The sequence below is a fragment of the Marinobacter sp. NP-4(2019) genome (assembly GCF_003994855.1).
Classification (GTDB): Bacteria; Pseudomonadota; Gammaproteobacteria; order Pseudomonadales; family Oleiphilaceae; genus Marinobacter.
In genome coordinates, this window is the sequence record NZ_CP034142.1 from 4382878 (window position 1) to 4400720 (window position 17843).

17 protein-coding genes are annotated in these 17843 nt (G+C 60.9%); 16 read left to right on the plus strand and 1 reads right to left on the minus strand.

Annotated elements, in window-relative coordinates; all coding sequences use genetic code 11:
* The first annotated feature begins 11 nt into the window (after positions 1-11).
* The 16 genes from EHN06_RS19930 (at position 12) to EHN06_RS20000 (ending at position 16613) form a co-directional block, all read left to right on the plus strand.
* Positions 12-935 carry a LysR family transcriptional regulator gene (locus EHN06_RS19930; RefSeq protein ID WP_127334215.1) on the plus strand — a complete coding sequence of 308 codons (924 nt, stop codon included), beginning with the start codon at positions 12-14 and terminating at the stop codon, positions 933-935.
* Positions 936-1030: 95 nt separating this feature from the next.
* Entirely contained in the window at positions 1031-1834 is an 804-nt protein-coding gene (locus EHN06_RS19935; RefSeq protein WP_127334216.1) for a putative hydro-lyase, read from the plus strand.
* 38 nt (positions 1835-1872) lie between these two features.
* On the plus strand, positions 1873-2532 hold the full coding sequence (dctP, locus tag EHN06_RS21330; protein ID WP_206075695.1) for a TRAP transporter substrate-binding protein DctP: 660 nt from the start codon (positions 1873-1875) through the stop codon (positions 2530-2532).
* Between the two features lie 75 nt (positions 2533-2607).
* Positions 2608-2937, plus strand: coding sequence for a hypothetical protein (locus EHN06_RS21335; protein ID WP_206075696.1), 330 nt, complete (start codon positions 2608-2610; stop codon positions 2935-2937).
* A 59-nt stretch (positions 2938-2996) separates the two neighbouring features.
* Entirely contained in the window at positions 2997-3593 is a 597-nt protein-coding gene (locus tag EHN06_RS19945) for a TRAP transporter small permease subunit (protein WP_127334217.1), read from the plus strand.
* Entirely contained in the window at positions 3590-4873 is a 1284-nt protein-coding gene (locus EHN06_RS19950) for a TRAP transporter large permease (RefSeq protein WP_127334218.1), read from the plus strand. The genes EHN06_RS19945 and EHN06_RS19950 overlap by 4 nt, the downstream gene beginning before the upstream one ends.
* 32 nt (positions 4874-4905) lie before the next feature.
* The gene (locus tag EHN06_RS19955) at positions 4906-5583 is read left to right on the plus strand and encodes a DUF2848 domain-containing protein (RefSeq protein WP_127334219.1); all 678 of its coding nucleotides are present in this window, start codon (positions 4906-4908) and stop codon (positions 5581-5583) included.
* Positions 5580-6911: an amidase gene (locus EHN06_RS19960; protein ID WP_127334220.1), complete on the plus strand. Its 1332-nt coding sequence runs from the start codon at positions 5580-5582 to the stop codon at positions 6909-6911. The genes EHN06_RS19955 and EHN06_RS19960 overlap by 4 nt, the downstream gene beginning before the upstream one ends.
* 5 nt (positions 6912-6916) lie before the next feature.
* The gene (locus EHN06_RS19965; protein ID WP_127334221.1) at positions 6917-7780 is read left to right on the plus strand and encodes a hypothetical protein; all 864 of its coding nucleotides are present in this window, start codon (positions 6917-6919) and stop codon (positions 7778-7780) included.
* 56 nt (positions 7781-7836) lie between these two features.
* Positions 7837-8592: a 5-oxoprolinase subunit PxpA gene (locus EHN06_RS19970; RefSeq protein WP_127334222.1), complete on the plus strand. Its 756-nt coding sequence runs from the start codon at positions 7837-7839 to the stop codon at positions 8590-8592.
* On the plus strand, positions 8589-9314 hold the full coding sequence (gene pxpB, locus EHN06_RS19975; RefSeq protein WP_127334223.1) for a 5-oxoprolinase subunit PxpB: 726 nt from the start codon (positions 8589-8591) through the stop codon (positions 9312-9314). The genes EHN06_RS19970 and pxpB overlap by 4 nt, the downstream gene beginning before the upstream one ends.
* The gene (locus EHN06_RS19980) at positions 9311-10249 is read left to right on the plus strand and encodes a biotin-dependent carboxyltransferase family protein (protein ID WP_127334224.1); all 939 of its coding nucleotides are present in this window, start codon (positions 9311-9313) and stop codon (positions 10247-10249) included. The genes pxpB and EHN06_RS19980 overlap by 4 nt, the downstream gene beginning before the upstream one ends.
* Before the next feature lie 149 nt (positions 10250-10398).
* Positions 10399-11406: a TAXI family TRAP transporter solute-binding subunit gene (locus tag EHN06_RS19985; RefSeq protein ID WP_127334225.1), complete on the plus strand. Its 1008-nt coding sequence runs from the start codon at positions 10399-10401 to the stop codon at positions 11404-11406.
* Between the two features lie 14 nt (positions 11407-11420).
* Positions 11421-13586 (plus strand): TRAP transporter permease, encoded by a 2166-nt coding sequence (locus tag EHN06_RS19990; RefSeq protein WP_228257363.1) that lies wholly within the window; start codon positions 11421-11423, stop codon positions 13584-13586.
* A gap of 10 nt (positions 13587-13596) precedes the next feature.
* Positions 13597-14340, plus strand: coding sequence for a sulfite exporter TauE/SafE family protein (locus EHN06_RS19995; protein WP_127334226.1), 744 nt, complete (start codon positions 13597-13599; stop codon positions 14338-14340).
* 83 nt (positions 14341-14423) lie between these two features.
* Positions 14424-16613, plus strand: coding sequence for an OsmC domain/YcaO domain-containing protein (locus EHN06_RS20000; RefSeq protein WP_127334227.1), 2190 nt, complete (start codon positions 14424-14426; stop codon positions 16611-16613).
* Here EHN06_RS20000 and EHN06_RS20005 read toward each other — a convergent pair.
* A complete protein-coding gene (locus EHN06_RS20005; RefSeq protein WP_127334228.1) occupies positions 16594-17775 on the minus strand; it encodes a helix-turn-helix transcriptional regulator in 1182 nt (393 codons plus the stop codon). The two genes, EHN06_RS20000 and EHN06_RS20005, sit on opposite strands and share 20 nt — an antisense overlap.
* Positions 17776-17843: the final 68 nt, after the last annotated feature.

Sequence of the window (17843 nt, forward strand, 5' to 3'; positions counted from 1 at the left end):
CGAGTGGCTTCATGAATATCAGGACTCTGGAGACGTTTGTCTGGATCGCCAGACTCGGCAGCTTTCGTGCCGCCGCCAGCCGTGTTTATGCTTCCCAGCCTTCAGTCTCGGCACGTATTGCCGGGTTGGAGGAACAATTGGGCGTGGAGCTGTTTGACCGATCCGGCAAGAAGATCACGCTGACTGCCAAAGGCCGTGAGTTTCTCGTCTATGCCGAAAAAATGCTGAGTCTGCACGGGGAGATGTTGCAGGCCGTCGCCAGGCCGGAATCCATCCAGGGCACCATTCGCCTGGCTGTCTCGGAGACCATTGCCCACACGTGGCTCCCCCAGTTGCTGGAACGCGTCAGCGAAGCCTTTCCGGCCATCAACCTGGAACTGGATGTGGATATCTCCGTCAGCCTGGCGGAGAAGCTCAAGAACCACGAGATCGATATCGCATTCCTGATGGGCGGCGTCAACCAGCCGGGTATCATCAACCGGGATCTCTGCCGCTATTCGCTGATCTGGGTTGCCAGCCCACAGCTCAATATCCCGGACCAGACCATGTCACTTGCCGAACTTGCCTCGTGGCCTATCGTCACCTATCCCAAACAGAGTGAGCCCTATATTGCCATCCGTTCCCTGGTGGACCCGATGAACCATTCCACAAGGGTGCATTCCTGTTCCTCACTTTCCACCATCATCCGTATGACGGTGGATGGTCTCGGCGTCAGCGCCCTTCCCCGGGAGATTCTTCAGCGGGAACTGGATACCGGAGCCCTGCGGCAGTTCGAGGTTGATGCCAACGTGCCGGATCTCGCATTCAACGCTGCCTACCGTGCCGCACCAAGCGGCAGTGTTGTCCATGCCATTGCGGAACTTGCACTGGTAACGGCAAAAGAACGCGCTGCCGTAGCGAGCCAGGTCATGCAAGACCCTGAAAAACATGACTGATCCATTTTTCCTATCAAAACTGATCCCAAATTTCGATTTGTATTGATCAATGATTCTGCCTTAAATGTAGAAAATCCATTTTTTCGGGCAGAAACATGACAAGCACCGCTCACCTGGACACCCATTCCACACCACAGGCTGTCCGTCGCGCCGCGCGGGAGGGCATCCTGACGGGCCCGACGTCCGGGCTTGCCAGCGGTTACGTCCAGGTCAACCTGGTCATCCTGCCGGAATCGCAGGCGGCGGGGTTTCTCCGTTTCTGTCAGGCTAACCCCAAGCCCTGTCCTCTGCTGGCCGTCAGCGAACCGGGTGCCCGCAACTCCACCCTGCTGGGCCGGGATCTCGACATCGCCCGGGATGTGCCAGCCTACCGCATTTACCGCAACGGTCAGGTGAGTGACACCCGTACAGACGTCGCCGATGACTGGAGGGAAGACCTGGTCACCTTTGCCCTTGGCTGCTCCTTTACCTTCGAGCACGCCCTGATCAACGCAGGGCTGAAGGTCCGGCATATTGAAGAAACGCGGAATGTACCGATGTTCAACACCTCGGTGCCTTTGACCTCCTCCGGTGGATTCGGCGGTAATCTCGTCGTCTCCATGCGGCCGTTCGCCGCCGCCGACGCCATCCGCGCGATACAGATCACCACGCGCTATCCACAGGTTCACGGAGCTCCCGTACACATCGGGGCCCCCTCGTTGATCGGCATTGCCGATCTGAACACACCGGATTACGGCGACTCCGTATCCGTGGGTGACAGTGAAATTCCAGTGTTCTGGGCCTGCGGTGTTACCCCGCAACAGGTTCTGATCGATTCTGGTGTCGAATTCGCCATCACCCACAGCCCGGGGCACATGCTGGTCACGGATATTCCTGACAGCAGCCTGGCCCTGTTCTGACCCGAACCATCCCTGAAGAGAACCATGAGGAAACCACCATGACTACAAAAAAAGGCCTCGTTACCGCCTCCCTGATGGGACTGGCATTTGCCGGCTCCCAGGCAATGGCCCAGGATCTGGATAAAACCAGCATCAACTACGTGGGGAGCTGGAGCAGTTTGTCTCTGTACCAGAATTTCGAACGTCCGTTCTGGCAGGAAGACGTTCCCGAAGCCTCCGATGGCCAGATCACCACCGAAGTCACCACCTTTGATCAGATGGGGCTTGGCGGCGGCGAAGTCTTCCGCCTGATGAGCCGTGATGTGGTGGAAGTCACTTCCACCGTCGCGGATTATGCGGTTGAAGATGCCCCCGAACTGGAAGGCCTCGACATGCCGATGATCGCGCCCGACGTGGAAACCGCCCGCAATATCGCGGAAGCCTATCGTCCGGTGCTGGCGGATGCGTTCAGGCAACGCTATGACGGCGCCCAGTTGCTGGCCGTTGTGCCTTATCCCTCGCAGATGGTGTTCTGTAACGCCGACATTAGCGGCCTGAGCGATCTCAAGGGAATGAAAGTCCGCGCCAGCGGCCGCACCACCGCCGAATTCCTTCAGGCCCTCGGCGCTGAAGGCATCACCCTGAACTTCAGCGAGGTGCCCGGCGCGTTGCAGCGTGGCGTTATCGATTGCGCGGTAACCGGCTCCCTGTCCGGCTAAAGCTCGGGCTGGCATGAGGTATCGACGCATCTCTACCCGCTGCCGGTTGGCGGCTGGGATCATGTCGTAACCGCGATGAACGGCAAGAAGTGGAATTCCCTGTCGGAGGCGACCCAGCAGTGGCTGACAGCCGAACTCAAGGAAAACTACGAAGATCCGGTGTGGGAATCCGCGGTTGATGAGACCAGGGAAGGCATTGCCTGCCTGACCGGAAACGGCGATTGCTCCCGCGGTGATCCCGGAGACATGGTCCTGGTGAAGGCCACCGACCAAGATTTCACCGAGACGTCCCGCCACCTGCAAGAATCCCTGCTGCCGAACTGGGCACAACGGGTTGACCAGGAGTGGGTGGATCGCTGGAACGAAACCATTGGCGCGGTTACAGGCCTGAAAGCCTCCAAGTAACAGCTAATGACCGCAAATGCGACCGGTCAGCAGGCCGGCCGGTCGCTCGGGAGAATGACATGTTTCAACGGGTAAATTCCCTACTGGACCGGGTGCTGGCGGGTGTCCAGGTCGGTTCGCTCTGGTTTGCCCGGGCAGGCGGCGTACTGATCCTCCTGACCGTGGCCCTGGTCACCACCGAAGTGCTGACACGACAGTTTACGGGGCGTTCCGCAGTCCACGCCACCGAACTGACCGGTTACATCATGGCCATAAGCGCCAGCTGGTCGTTTGCCTACACCCTGATGTGCAAGGCACACATTCGCATTGACGCCCTGTACCTGAACTTTCCCATGAAAGTACGGGGCGTGCTTGACCTGGTGGCACTCCTGGCGATGGCCATGTTCGCCATCCTGGTCGTCGACGCGGTTTTTAGCGTTATCAGCGCTTCCTACAGCGGAGGCTCCACCGCCAACACCCCGTTGGGCACCCCCTTATGGATGCCTCAGGCGCTGTGGTTCCTGGGGCTGGTCTGGTTTGGCTTCGCCGTTTGCATGGTTTCCCTGAGAGCTCTGTTCGGTTTGCTCGCCGGCGATGTTGAGGGCGTGCAGAAACTGGCGGGCAGTCCAACGCTGGACGAACAAATTGAAGATGAAAACAAGGGTGCACGCTCATGATCATTACCGCGCTGCTGATTCTGCTGGTTCTGCTGCTCCTGAGCGTTCCCGTCGCGGCCACGCTGATTGCTCTGGCGCTGGTGCTGGCGGAACTGTTCTCGCCCTTCCCGCTGATTAACGCCCTGGGGGATGTGCTATGGTCGGCGTCGGACAAGTACCTGCTAATCGCCATTCCCCTGTTCATCCTGCTGGGCGAAATTCTGGTGCGTACCGGCATTGCCCGCGGCACCTACCGCGCCCTGGAAAGCTGGCTGTCCTGGCTGCCAGGCGGTCTCCTGCATGCCAACATTGGCACCGCCACCCTGTTCTCGGCCACCTCCGGCTCCAGTGTGGCCACCGCCGCCACTATTGGGACCGTGGCGTTGCCACAGGGTAAGGATATGGGTTACGACCCCAAACTGTTTACCGGCTCGATTGCTGCCGGGGGTACCCTGGGCATCATGATTCCGCCGTCGATCAACCTGATTGTGTACGGCTTCCTGACCGAAACCTCGATCCCGCAGCTGTTCGCCGCTGGCCTGATACCAGGTCTGCTACTCGCGCTGATGTTCATCGTTGGCACCGCACTGGTCTGCATCTGGAAGCCCGGCCTGGGCGGGCCCAGCGTCTCTCACAGTTGGGGTGAGCGCTTTTCCGGCCTGCGTCACCTGATACCGGTGCTGGCGCTCTTTGGCATTGTGGTGGGCTCCATCTATACCGGCCTGGCGACGCCTACCGAAGCCGCCTCGCTGGGCGTGCTGGGTGCGCTGATGATTGCCGCGTTCATGAAGAAGCTGTCAGTGGGCATCATCGTGGAAGCGCTGGACGGCACCATGAAGACCACCGGCATGATCATGCTGATCATCATCGCCTCCTACTTCCTGAATTTCGTGCTGGCCTCAGCCGGGGTCACCCGGGAGCTCACCAGCTTTCTGGAAAACGCCGGTCTCGGTGCCTACTCTACCCTGATGCTGGCGATCCTGCTCTACATCATCCTCGGTTTCTTCATCGAGACCCTGTCTCTGATGGTGATCACCATTCCCATTGTCGCACCCATCATCATTGCCATGGGTTTCGATCCGGTGTGGCTGGGCATTCTGATCATTCTGCTCATTGAAATGGCGCTGATCACCCCCCCGGTGGGGCTCAACCTCTACGTGGTACAAGGGGTCCGCGATGGCGGACCGTTCAGTGACGTGATGAAGGGAGCGATGCCCTATGTCGCCATTATGCTGCTGATGGCTTTGGTGCTGGTGCTCTTCCCGCAACTGGCGACGTTCCTCCCCGAGCTGATGAAGTGACCAGCAAAAACACCCATTATCGGAGTGACCCAATGACAACATTTCAAATCGCAGACACCCGGGAATCCATTGATGTCGATATCCATCAGCTGGTCATCGCCGGCTGGGCGGGACGTGTTCAGTCCGCCATTGATGAACACATCGAGGAACTGAAAGAAATCGGCGTTACGCCGCCATCCAGCACACCGCTGTTCTACCGTGTGTCGGCAAACCAGCTCTCCATCGATGACAGCATCCAGGTGTTGGGGGAAGCCACCAGCGGTGAAGTGGAAGTCGTCCTGATTGGCAGCGATCAGGGCACACTGGTCGGCATTGGCTCGGATCACACCGACCGGGAAGCCGAAGCCTGGTCCGTGGCCCATTCCAAACAGGTCTGCGCCAAGCCCGTCGGAGGGCAGGTCTGGCGGTTGGACAGCGTGATCAACCACTGGGACGAGCTGCAGATGGCGTCCTACGCCACCATCGACGGCGAGGAAGTACTGTACCAGGAAGGCCCGGTGACCGGCCTGCTGCACCCGGCCGAACTGCTGCGTCGTTTCGGACTGGCCAGGACCGAACTGGCCCCTGGCCAAGCCATGCTCTGCGGCACTCTTCCAGTCATCGGTGAATTACGCCCGGCGCAGGCCTTCCGCATGGTACTGCAAGATCCGGTCACCGGCCGCGAGCTTCAGCACCGCTATGACATCCAGACCCTGCCGGTGATCGCATGAACCACGACGTCACACTCGCTGGATTGCTCAATGACATGGGCAACAGCCAACGCCTGGCCACCGACCTGCTGGACAGCTGCCTCGCCCGCATCGATACCCATGACAATGCCAAAGCCCGGGTCTACACCAAAAGGTTCGACCAGACAGCTCGGGCCGAGGCCGCCGCCATCGACCGTCTGCACCAGGACAATGTTCCCGCCGGGCAACTGGCGGGGCTTCCGATCGCCCTGAAAGCCCTGTTTGACGTCGCCGGTGAAGTCACCCACGCCGGCTCCCGGGGCTGGCAGGCGGCGGCGCAAACCGACGCACTGATCGTCTCCCGCTTGCGACGCGAAGGCGCGGTGATCACCGGTCACACCAACATGACGGAGTTCGCCTACTCCGGCCTGGGGCTGAACCCCCACTACGGCACACCAGACAACCCACTGGCACCCGGCCGCATTCCCGGCGGCTCCTCCTCCGGCGCTGCGGTGGCGGTGGCCCAGGGCATGGCTGCGGGAGCCATCGGTTCCGATACCGGCGGTTCCGTTCGCATTCCGTCCGCATTCTGCGGCCTGGTCGGTTTCAAACCATCCCAGGCCAGGGTTCCCCGCGATGGCACCTTCCCGCTGTCGGACAGCCTGGACTCCATCGGGCCAATTGCGAACACGGTGGATTGCTGCACCCGTCTGGATGCGGTGCTATCGGGCGTGCGCTACCAGCCGCTGAAACCCGCCGGGCTGAAGGGCCGGCGCTTTGTCGTACCCACCGATTACATGCTGGACGATCTGGACGAGACCGTCGCCCGGGCCTTCACCCGCTCCCTGGAGACCCTCCGCGGTGCCGGTGCCACTATCATCGAAGCGCCGGCCCCGGTGCTCGCCGCATTGCCGGAACTCATGGAAGGCGGGGGCTTCACCGCCGCCGAAAGCTATTTCGTGCACCGCCAGTCACTGGCTGAGCACGGCAACCAGTACGATCCCCGCGTGCGCAGCCGCATTGAGCGCGGAGCTGCCATCACCGCCGCCGACTACCTGGAGCTGTGCCGCCGTCGCCAGCAACGCAAGCGGCAGGCCGACGAATGGCTGCAGGATTACGATGGCCTGCTCGCCCCGACGGTGCCGGTGGTTCCTCCCGAAATCGGGGAACTGGCCGCTGACGAGGATTATGCCCGGCTCAACCTGCTGATTCTGCGTAACCCGACGGTAGCCAACCTGCTGGACCTGTGCGCCATCAGCCTGCCGAATCACCGACCGGACGAGTTACCGAGCGGGTTGATGCTGATGGGTCGCAACGGCACCGACGACAACCTGTTGCGACTGGCACAGGCCATCGAAAGCGTGTTGTAACCACCATGTTGACGGTTCTGCTAACCAAACTCATAGCCACGGCGATTGTGGTGATCGGAGTTTCGGTCTCAGTGGGGAAACTGGGGCCAAGACTGGGGGGAATCCTTGCCGGAACACCCATCGTGCTTGGCCCTGGCTACTTCTTCATGTTGCAGGACTGGCCCACGGACTTCATACAGGAAGCCGCGCTGGCCACTCTTCATGCGTTGATCGCCACGCTGCTGTTCAGCATCAGTTTCGTGTTGAGCGCCAAGCGGGCGGGCGCGCTGGCCAGTCTCGGGCTGGCCACCCTGTGCTGGATTCCGGCTGCATACCTTTTCTCTTTTATGCCGGGCGGGGTGGCTGTTGCCGTGCTGGTCTACGGCCTGGTGCTGCTGTTGGCGGAAGTCATCAAACGCGCGCTGGCCCTGGATCAGCCCACGGTGGTGGCGACCTCCGGCTGGTTTGATCTGGTGTTGCGCGGGCTCCTCGCGGGGGTACTGGTCGCCGTCGCCACCACCGTGGCGACAAAATCCGGCCCCTTGCTGTCCGGCCTGCTGGTCGGCTTTCCCGTCGGCCTGTTCACCATTGGATGGACGCTCCATGATCGTTATGGTGCGGACGTGGCCAGAGCCACCGTGGCAGCAGCCCAGCAGGGCATGCTCAGCCTGGTGGCTTTTGCGGTCGTGACGGCGGTTCTGGTGGGCCATGTGCCGCCCATGGTGACATTTTGCTTCGCGCTACTGGCGTCGTTGGCGGTCAGCGCCACCCTGTTCATGGTCAGCCAGTGGCGGGTCCGTCGCACTTATGGCCACCTGCTGGATTCCGCCGCCACCGGCAAAGGAAAATCATCTCCTTGCCTGACAAAGCCACCGAATCCAGAGCGATAGGGAACTGATAAACTGTTCACACAGAGGTAACGATCCGCGCAATGACAGAGGACACCATGAAACCTTTACTGCTGAACGCTGACATGGGGGAAAGCTTCGGCCCCTGGGTGATGGGACTGGATCACGAAGTGATGCCCCACGTGGATCTGGCCAACATCGCCTGCGGCTTTCACGCCTCCGATCCGGACGTGATGCGGCGTACGGTCCACCTGGCGGCAGAGCATGGCGTTGGCATCGGCGCCCACCCGGCCTACCCGGATCTGGTCGGCTTCGGCCGCCGGTCGATGGCCTGCTCGCCCGCGGAAATCGAGAACCTGGTGCTCTACCAGGTCGGCGCCCTGGCGGCCATGTGCCGTGCCGAGAATACCGCCGTGCGCTATGTAAAACCCCACGGCGCGCTCTACAATGACATGGCCCGCAAGCCAGAGATTTTCATCGCCGTCGCGCGGGCCATTCGGGCCTTCGACCCGGACCTGCCACTGATGACTCTGGCCACCCGCGATACCGCCGCCATCCGTGAGCAGGCACAGGAACATGGCATCACCCTGTGGTTTGAAGCCTTTGCAGACCGCGCCTATGACGGTGACGGCCGGCTGGTGTCCCGGGCGCAACCCGGTGCGGTTCATCACGAACCTGACACCATTATCGACCAGGCAAGGCGCATCGCCACCGGTCAGCCACTGACCGCCAGCGATGGCAGTACCCTGGTGTTGACCGCCGACACCCTATGCGTGCACGGGGATAACGAGGAATCGGTGGCCTCGGTACGCGCCATCCGGCAAATGCTCAACAAACTGCACGGGCAGCCATGAAATCCTCACATCTACCCTGCCTGGAGCGCGCCGGCCTGGACGGCTGGATGGTGAGGCTGTTTGACCGCATCGAGGAAAACAACCTGCTGTGGCTGACCGCGCTGGCCAGGGATTGCGAGGCAGCCTTCGGTCCGGCGCTGGTGGACCTGGTGCCGTCCTACACCACCCTGCTGGTGGTTTTCGATCCACTGCGCATCACCCCCTGCCAGGCCAGGCAAAAACTGCTCGACCTGCTGACCCGGCTACAGCCACTGGAAGCCGGTGCCGACGGCACGTTGCACGAACTGCCCACCTGGTACGACCCGCAGGTCGGGCCGGACCTGCAGCGGGTGGCGGATCTGTCAGGCCTGTCACCGGCGTCGGTCGTTGAGGCTCACAGCAACCGCGAATACCGGGTGTTCGCCCTGGGTTTCGCACCCGGTTTTGCCTTTATGGGATTGCTCGACGAGCAACTGACCTGCCCGCGACTCGACACACCGCGCCAGAAAGTGCCCGCCGGCAGCGTCGCCATCGCCGGCCAGCAAACCGCTGCCTACCCGATGGTGACGCCCGGTGGCTGGAACCTGATCGGGCGCACCCCGGCCCGGCTGTTTGACCGTCATCGCGACACTTTCAGCCTGCTGCGGGTTGGCGACCGGGTACGCTTCGTTGCCGTGGATCAGGCCACATTCGAGGCTCAGGGAGGCGATATCACGCCCTGTGACACAGAGGTGGCGAAATGAGTACGAACAACCCGACAGGATTCCGCGTCTCCCGTGCCGGTCCCCTGGCCCTGCTGCAGGACGCCGGGCGCTTCGGGGTCCGGCACCTGGGCGTCACCCAGGGCGGGCCCGCCGATCCGCATGCCTGGGCCTGGGCCAACCGTCTCGCGGGCAATCCCTGGGGAACAGCGGCGCTGGAAATCACCTTCGGCGGACTGGAACTGGTGGCCGAGCGGGATCTGACCATCGCGCTGACCGGGGCTGACCTGACCATAAAGCACAACCAGCAGCCCGCCCCACGGTGGCGAACACTGACGGTCCGTGCCGGTGACACTCTCACCTTTGGCAATCCGGTCAACGGCTTACGAGCTTATCTGGCGGTCGCCGGTGGATTCTTCGGGGAACCGGTACTGGGCAGCGTTGCCTGCGTGGTGCGGGAACAGCTAGGGGGCTTCGACGGGCAGGGCGCCCCCCTGCGCGATGGCGACACACTGGCCGTGCGCGTCCCCGATACCAGCCCCACCGATCAGATCGCGCCGGAATCAGAGCAGCGGGATTACCGCCAGACGGCCACGCTGGATCTGCTTCCGGGTGCGCAGATCGCGGCATTCACCGGCAAAAGCCTGTTTGATGCGTTCAATTCGGACTGGCAAGTGGACCAGCGCGCAGATCGCATGGGCGTTCGGCTCACCGGCCCAATACTCCGCTGCGCCATTGCCTCACTGGTGTCGGAGGGTATCTCTCCGGGCGCAGTTCAGGTGCCACCAGACGGCCAGCCAATAGCACTGCTGAACGACCGGCAGACCATCGGTGGCTACCCACGGCTTGGCAATCTGACACCACTGGCCGCCGGACGCCTGGCCCAATGCCTGCCCGGCCAGACGGTCCGCTTGCGGGCCGCCGGCATCGACCGTTCGCTGCAGGAATACCGGCGTTTCCTGGCAGCCATGCGCTGATACGCCAGGGCTATGGAATCACCGGAGTCATCCTAATGGCTTAGACGATCAAGGTGGCCGATTGTCCCGGGCTGAACTAGATTGATCTGAATAAAACAACGCCGCAAAACCCATCGTTCCGACCAATCAATAAAAGCAAGGACACAGCCATGACCAAGCGCCAGTTCCTGAAATCAGCCACGGCGATGCTTGCCGCTGCCACTCTCGGGGTTTCCCTCAATGCCCAGGCGGAGGGGAAATACATCATGGGAACCGCCACAACGGGTGGCACCTATTATCCGGTAGGGGTCGCGATCTCCACCCTGATCAAGGTCAAGCTTGAGCCCACCCAGAATATCTCCCTGTCCGCCATCAGCTCCGCCGGCTCCGGCGAGAACCTGAAGCTGATGGACGAGGACCAAAGCCAGTTTGGTATCCTTCAGGGCCTTTACGGTGCCTGGGCGTGGGGTGGCAGTGGCCCGGTACCCAAAGCCTACAAGAACCTGCGCTCCGTCTCCATGCTGTGGCAAAACGTGGAGCATTTCGTGATTCGTAGCGAACTGGCCGACAGCGGCACCATTGCCGACATGGCAAACCTCTATGGCAAGACGTTCTCCATCGGCGCCCGGAATTCCGGCACCGAGGGCTCCGGCCGCTTCATTCTCGGCAAGCTGGGTGTCGACCTGGAAGCCATGGATATGGCCTACCTCGGCTACGGCCCCAGTGCGGATGCCCTGCAGAATGGCAACATTGACGGCATGAACATTCCAGCCGGGGTGCCGGCTTCCGCGGTCACCCGGGCGTACGCCAACATGGGCGATGACATCACCACCCTGGATTTCACTGAGGAACAGCTGGCCCGGGTAAACAGCGAATTCGAGCTCTGGTCCCCCTATGAAATCCCGGCCGGCACCTACCCCAATCAGGACGAGGTGATCAACACCATCGCCCAGCCCAACATTCTGGCGGTGCGGGAGGATGTCTCCGAGGAAGACGTCTACCAGATCACCAAAACCATCTACGAGAACCTGCCGTTCCTGAACAATATTCACGCGGCCACCAAGGCTATGGCGCTGGAAAAGGCCATTGTCGGCCTGCCCATGCCATTGCACCCTGGGGCGGCGCGCTTCTATGAGGAGCAGGGTATCGAGATTCCGGACCGCCTGATCGCGGAATAAGGGCACCTAGCTGAGTGAGTAATTCTGCCCCCGACCAAGACCCGGAGATAGACACCCGGCTGGAGAAGATCCACGAGGAAAGCCCGACCGAGGCGCCCGAGCGCCTGGGGCACCCGGTCATTGGCCGGGTGATCTTCGTGCTGGCGATCGCTATCGCCCTCAGTCATCTCTGGTTCAATACCTTCTCCACGCTTTCAGAGCTGTGGACCTCCGCCCTGCATTTCGGTCTGTTTGGCCTGTTGTGTGCCCTGACCATGCCCATGATCCGCAGCGAACGACCCGACACCCGGCGGCTGGTGTTCTCGCTGGACCTTGTGCTTGGGTTACTGGCCCTGGGCTGTGCCCTCTACCTGATCGGATTCGAGGATGCGCTGTACGACCGCGGGGTGGTGTTCTCGACCGCTGACTGGGTAGTGTCCATCCTCGCCGTGATCCTGGTGCTGGAGTTTGCCCGCCGCACGACCGGCTGGTTCATACCCTGCCTGTGCATCGTCGCACTCACCTACGTGGCCTGGTGGGGCCAGTACGTGGATGGCATATTCAATTTCCCGGGCCTGACCTGGGAAACGGTACTGTATCGATCCTACATCGGGGGCCAGGGCATGCTGGGCTCAATTGCCCGGATCTCCTGGACCTACGTGTTCATGTTCATCCTCTTTGGTGCGTTCCTGGTGAAATCCGGCGCCGGGGATTTCATCATCGACCTGGCCCGCTGCGCCGCTGGCCGCTTTGTCGGCGGCCCTGGGTTCGTGGCGGTGTTTTCGTCAGGCCTGATGGGGTCGGTGTCCGGCTCCAGTGTGGCCAATACCGTGTCCACCGGGGTGATCACCATTCCGTTGATGCGCAAGGCGGGCTTCCCGGCCCGGTTTGCCGGGGGCGTGGAGGCCGCAGCGTCCACCGGTGGCCAGTTGATGCCCCCGGTCATGGGGGCCGGGGCCTTTATCATGGCGTCCTATACCCAGGTGTCCTATGTCACTATCATCGGCGTGGCCGCTCTGCCGGCGTTGTTGTACTTCCTCTCCGTGGCGATGTTTGTCCGCATCGAAGCCAAGCGCAGCCATGCCGTCAAACTGGAAGACGAGAACGCCGACACCTTCCTTCAGGTCCTCAAGGGGGGCTGGCATTACCTGTTGCCGCTGGTCATCCTGGTGGCCGCGCTGGTCTACGGCTTTACCCCAACCTATGCCGCCGGCATTGCCATTATCTCGGTGGTGGTGGCGTCCTGGCTGACCAAAAACCCGATGAAGCCAAAAGACATCCTCGACGCCCTCGCCCAGGGCAGCCGCAACATCATGACCACCGCGATCCTTTTGATTACGGTGGGGCTGATCGTGAATGTCATCTCCACCACCGGTATCGGTAACACCTTCTCACTGATGATTACCGACTGGGCCGGTGGCAACCTGCTGATCACCATCGCGCTGGTGGCTCTGGCGTCCCTGATCCTGGGCATGGGGCTGCCGGTCACCGCCGCCTACATCGTGCTGGCCACCCTGTCGGCGCCGGCCATCTATGGCCTGATCGCCCAGAGCCAGCTGCTGGAATTGATGGTCAGCGGCAACCTCCCGCAGGAAGCCAGGGCCATCTTCATGCTCACCGCGCCAGACGCCATGAACCTGCTCAATGCCCCGATGGATATGGCCACCGCCACCCAGTTGCTGGCGGATGTGCCGGACAACTTCAGCCGCCAGCTGCAGGAACAGGCGCTGTCGCCCCATGCCCTGGCCATGGCCCTGGTGTCGGCCCACATGATCATCTTCTGGTTGTCCCAGGACTCTAACGTGACACCCCCGGTCTGTCTCACCGCTTTCGCGGCGGCGGCCATCGCCGGCACCCCCGCCATGCGCACCGGACTGACCGCCTGGAAGATCGCCAAGGGCCTGTACATCATCCCGTTGCTGTTCGCCTATTCACCGCTGGTGTCGGGTACACCGGTCGAGGCGCTCAAGGTGTTCACCTTTGCGCTGTTCGGGATTTACGCCATCGTTGCGGGCCTGGAAGGGTACCTGGAACATCGCCTGGCCTGGTGGCTGCGACTGCTGATGTTCCCCATAGGCGCATTGATGTTATGGCCCCATGGCATGATCTGGATCGACCTGGCCGGCCTGGTTATCTTCCTGGCGTTGCTGGTCTGGAGTGCCCGGCGCGGTACGGGCATACCGCACGCTGCCACGGCGTGAGTGACTGCTCATGAGCCTGATGGACATCCTGGCCCTGGTGGCCATTGGCGGCGTGGCGGGTTTCATCAACGTGCTGTCCGCTGGTGGCTCGATGCTGACGCTGCCGTTGCTGATGTTTCTCGGGCTGCCCGCCCAGGTCGCCAACGGGACCAACCGGGTGGCAATCACCCTGCAGAGCATTACGGCTGTGGGCAGCTTCTGGCGGGCGGGCCACAGCAACCTGGCGGTTAGTATCCGCCTGTCCATCCCGGCGGTGGCGGGTGCCCTTCTGGGTGCCTGGACGGCCACTTGGATTCCCCGGCAGATCTTCGAGGGCGTGCTGATTGCCGCCATGATCGGCGCCTCCATTTTCATGCTGCTGCCACAGCCCAAGCTCGATACCCGCCCGTTAACGCCGGAACGATTGGGCATTGCCGAATACCTCGCGCTTTTTCTGATCGGTCTCTATGGCGGTTTTATCCAGGTCGGAGTCGGCGCACTGTTCGTTGTGGTCCTTTACCGCATGCTGAAGATCGACCTGCCCCAGGTGAATGTCATCAAGGTTTTTATCGTGCTGATCTACACCCTGCCCGCGTTGGCCATCTTTGCGCTCAAGGGCCAGGTGCTCTGGGGCATGGGACTGGTGTTGGCGCTCGGGAATATGGCCGGCGCCATGGCGGCGGTCCGGGTGAATATGGGCGTCCGTGGCGCGCAATGGATCAAGTGGCTAACCCTGCTGATGGTTGCGGCCATTCTGGTGCGATTGATCTGGTAGGGAAGACGCGGGGCGGTAAAAACTGGATAATGACACCCGGCTTCCCATAGCCCGCTCAATTCTGCAAACGCGGTACCCTGTTCATGGAAATCAAAGTTAACTTTCTGGAAAATCTTCGACTTGAAGCCAAGTTTGACGATTTCACCATCACCACCGACCAGCCCATCCGCTATAAGGGCGATGGTTCGGCGCCCAGCCCGTTCGACTATTTTCTGGCGTCATCGGCGCTGTGTGCGGCTTACTTTGTGCGGGTGTACTGCAAGGCACGGGATATTCCCACGGAAAACATCCGCCTGTCGCAAAACAACATTGTCGACCCGGAAAACCGCTACAACCAGATTTTCAGAATTGAGGTGGAGCTACCGGAAGACATCTCCGACAAGGACCGCCAGGGCATCCTGCGCTCCATCGACCGCTGCACCGTGAAGAAAGTGGTGCAGACCGGCCCCGAGTTCCAGATTGAGACCGTGGAAAATCTCGACGAGGACGCCCAGGCCCTCCTGATGGCACCGCCGGAAGGCGAAGCAAGTACTTACATAGTTGGTAAGGATCTGCCGCTGGAGCAGACCATCGCCAACATGACCGGTATTCTTGAAAACCTGGGCATGAAAATCGAAATCGCCTCCTGGCGCAATATCGTGCCCCATGTGTGGTCGCTGCACATCCGCGATGCCGCCTCGCCCATGTGTTTCACCAACGGCAAGGGCGCCACCAAGGAAAGCGCGCTGTGCTCGGCACTGGGTGAATTCATTGAGCGCCTGAACTGCAACTTCTTCTATAACGACCAGTTCTTCGGCGAGGACATCGCCAACAGCGAGTTTGTACATTATCCCAACGAGCAATGGTTCAAGCCCGGACCGGACGACGAACTGCCCGAGGGCATCCTCGATGACCACTGCCTTGCCATCTACAACCCCGAGGACGAGCTGTGTGGCTCCCACCTGATTGACACCAACTCCGGCCGGCGTGACCGCGGCATCTGCTCCCTGCCCTTTGTGCGCCAGTCCGACGGCGAGGTGGTGTACTTCCCCTCCAACCTGATCGAGAACCTGTACCTCAGCAACGGCATGAGTGCCGGCAACACCCTGTACGAAGCGCAGGTACAGTGCCTGTCGGAAATCTTCGAGCGGGCGGTGAAAAAGCAGATCATCGAAGGAGAGATTGCCCTGCCGGATGTGCCCAGGAACGTGCTGGAGAAATACCCGGACATTCTCGAGGGTATCGAAGCCCTGGAAGCCCAGGGTTTCCCGACACTGGTGAAGGATGCCTCCCTGGGCGGTCAGTTCCCGGTGATGTGCGTCACGCTGATGAACCCCAGAACCGGCGGCGTGTTTGCCTCCTTCGGTGCCCATCCGAGTTTCGAGGTGGCGCTTGAACGCAGTCTGACGGAATTGCTCCAGGGCCGCAGCTTCGAGGGCCTGAACGACGTGCCACCGCCCACCTTCAACAGCCTGGCGGTTACCGAGCCCAACAACTTCGTCGAACACTTTATCGATTCCACCGGCGTGGTGTCCTGGCGGTTCTTCAGTGCCCGTTCCGATTACGAATTCTGCGAGTGGGATTTTTCCGGCACCAACGCGGAAGAAGCCGACGGCCTGTTCAGCATCCTCGCGGACATGGGCAAGGAAGTCTATGTAGCCGTTTACGAGGAACTGGGCGCCCCGGTCTGCCGCATTCTGGTGCCCGGATATTCCGAGGTGTATCCGGTCGAAGACCTGATCATGGATAACACCAACATGGCCCTGGACTATCGGGAAGACATCCTCAACCTGCACCGCCTGAGCGACGAACAACTGGCCGATCTGGTGGAGCGCCTCGAAGCCAGCCAACTCGATAATTACATGACCATCATCACCCTGATCGGCGTGGAATTTGACGAGAACACCGTGTGGGGTCAGCTCACCATCCTCGAGCTGAAAATCCTGATCTGCCTGGCCCTGCAATGGCACGAGGAAGCACTGGAGTTTGTCGACATGTTCCTGCAGTTCAACGACAACACCGTCGAGCGCGGGCTGTTTTACCGGGCGGTGCAGGCAGTGCTGGAAGTCACCCTTGATGACGAGATGACGCTGGACGACTACCTGACCAACTTCCGACGCATGTTCGGCGACGACACCATGAACGCCGTGGTGGGTTCAGTCAGTGGTGAGGTCAGGTTCCACGGCCTGACCCCGACCAATACGCAACTGGAAGGCCTGGACAAGCACCTGCGGCTGATCGACAGCTACAAGAAGCTGCATGCAGCCCGGGCGGCTACGTCAGCACACCGCTAGCCGACAAAAGTGCTACCAACTCCCCCTGGCGAGAGGTATTGGTCTTGCGGAACGCCGATTTGAGGTGAGACTTGACGGTTTCCCGGGTACGGTTCAGGTGTTCGGCAATGTCGTTAAGACTCTTGCCATGGGTCAACAGCGCTGCCACCCGTGCCTCGGTGGCTGTCAGCCCGAAGTGCTGCTGCAAGACAGCCGGGTCAATGTCCGGTCGCTGCGACCAGTCGTAGATTCCGATCATGGCGCCGCCGAGCGGTCGATCTGCCAGCCCACTGCCAGGAGTGGCGGTGAGAGGAGAGACCGTGATGGTCATGTTGTGGGTTCCGGATTGGTAACGCAATACCGTGTCCGACACCTGACGACGTTCGATAGACGCCCGAATGGCACTCGATAAACAGGCAAGCATATTCTGTGAGAAGCCCTCGTTGCCGAACAGCAACAACGCCTGATCCGACACCGAGATATCCGGATGCTCGGCCAGCAACCGTTCCGCCATGGCGTTCCTGAACACCACCCGGAAATTGGCATCGCAAATCAGGATACCCCGCTGCAAGTTGTCCAGCACCAACCGCTCCGGTGCATACGCCTTGGCTGCCAGGCTGGTCATTTCAGTATAAAGGCTCACCCCGCGGTTAAGGTGAGGTAGCAACCGGTCAAATACTGCCAGCTGTTCCCGACTGAACGGTGGCTGATCAATGGAACGCTGAATGCTGAAGAAATTCAGATAATTTTCATTACGAAATGCGATAGCGCCAGCGGCGTCATTGGCGCCAAAACTGGCCATAAACTCCCCTACACGGGTACGAACCCGCACCTCATCGACGTTTTCGATGTCCAGATTGCTGGCGACAAAGCGCATTTCGCCTTGTTCATACACCTCCATCGCAGCCTCCACCAAGGCATCGCGATGGGCTACATGTTCGGAGTAGAAGGCCAGGGCGTGCTCAGGAATGTTGACGGTCCAACTGCCCGCTACTACCTCGGCTTTCAGATCGTAGACAGCAAAGCACGCGCTGTGGCCGTCAAAAACCTCAATAAACCGCTGCAGAAATGGGAAAAACCCTTCCTTGTTGTTGATAGCGTCGTAGATCAGACCAATCAGGTCGTGGTAGTCCGGGGAAAAGAACACGTCTTTGTGTGGAGAGACTGTTTCCAAGGGTGCCATGTCACTTTAAGTCCTTTTAATACACTCGTCGGGGATCGTAATTCTCCCGCTTCCAGCGACATATTACT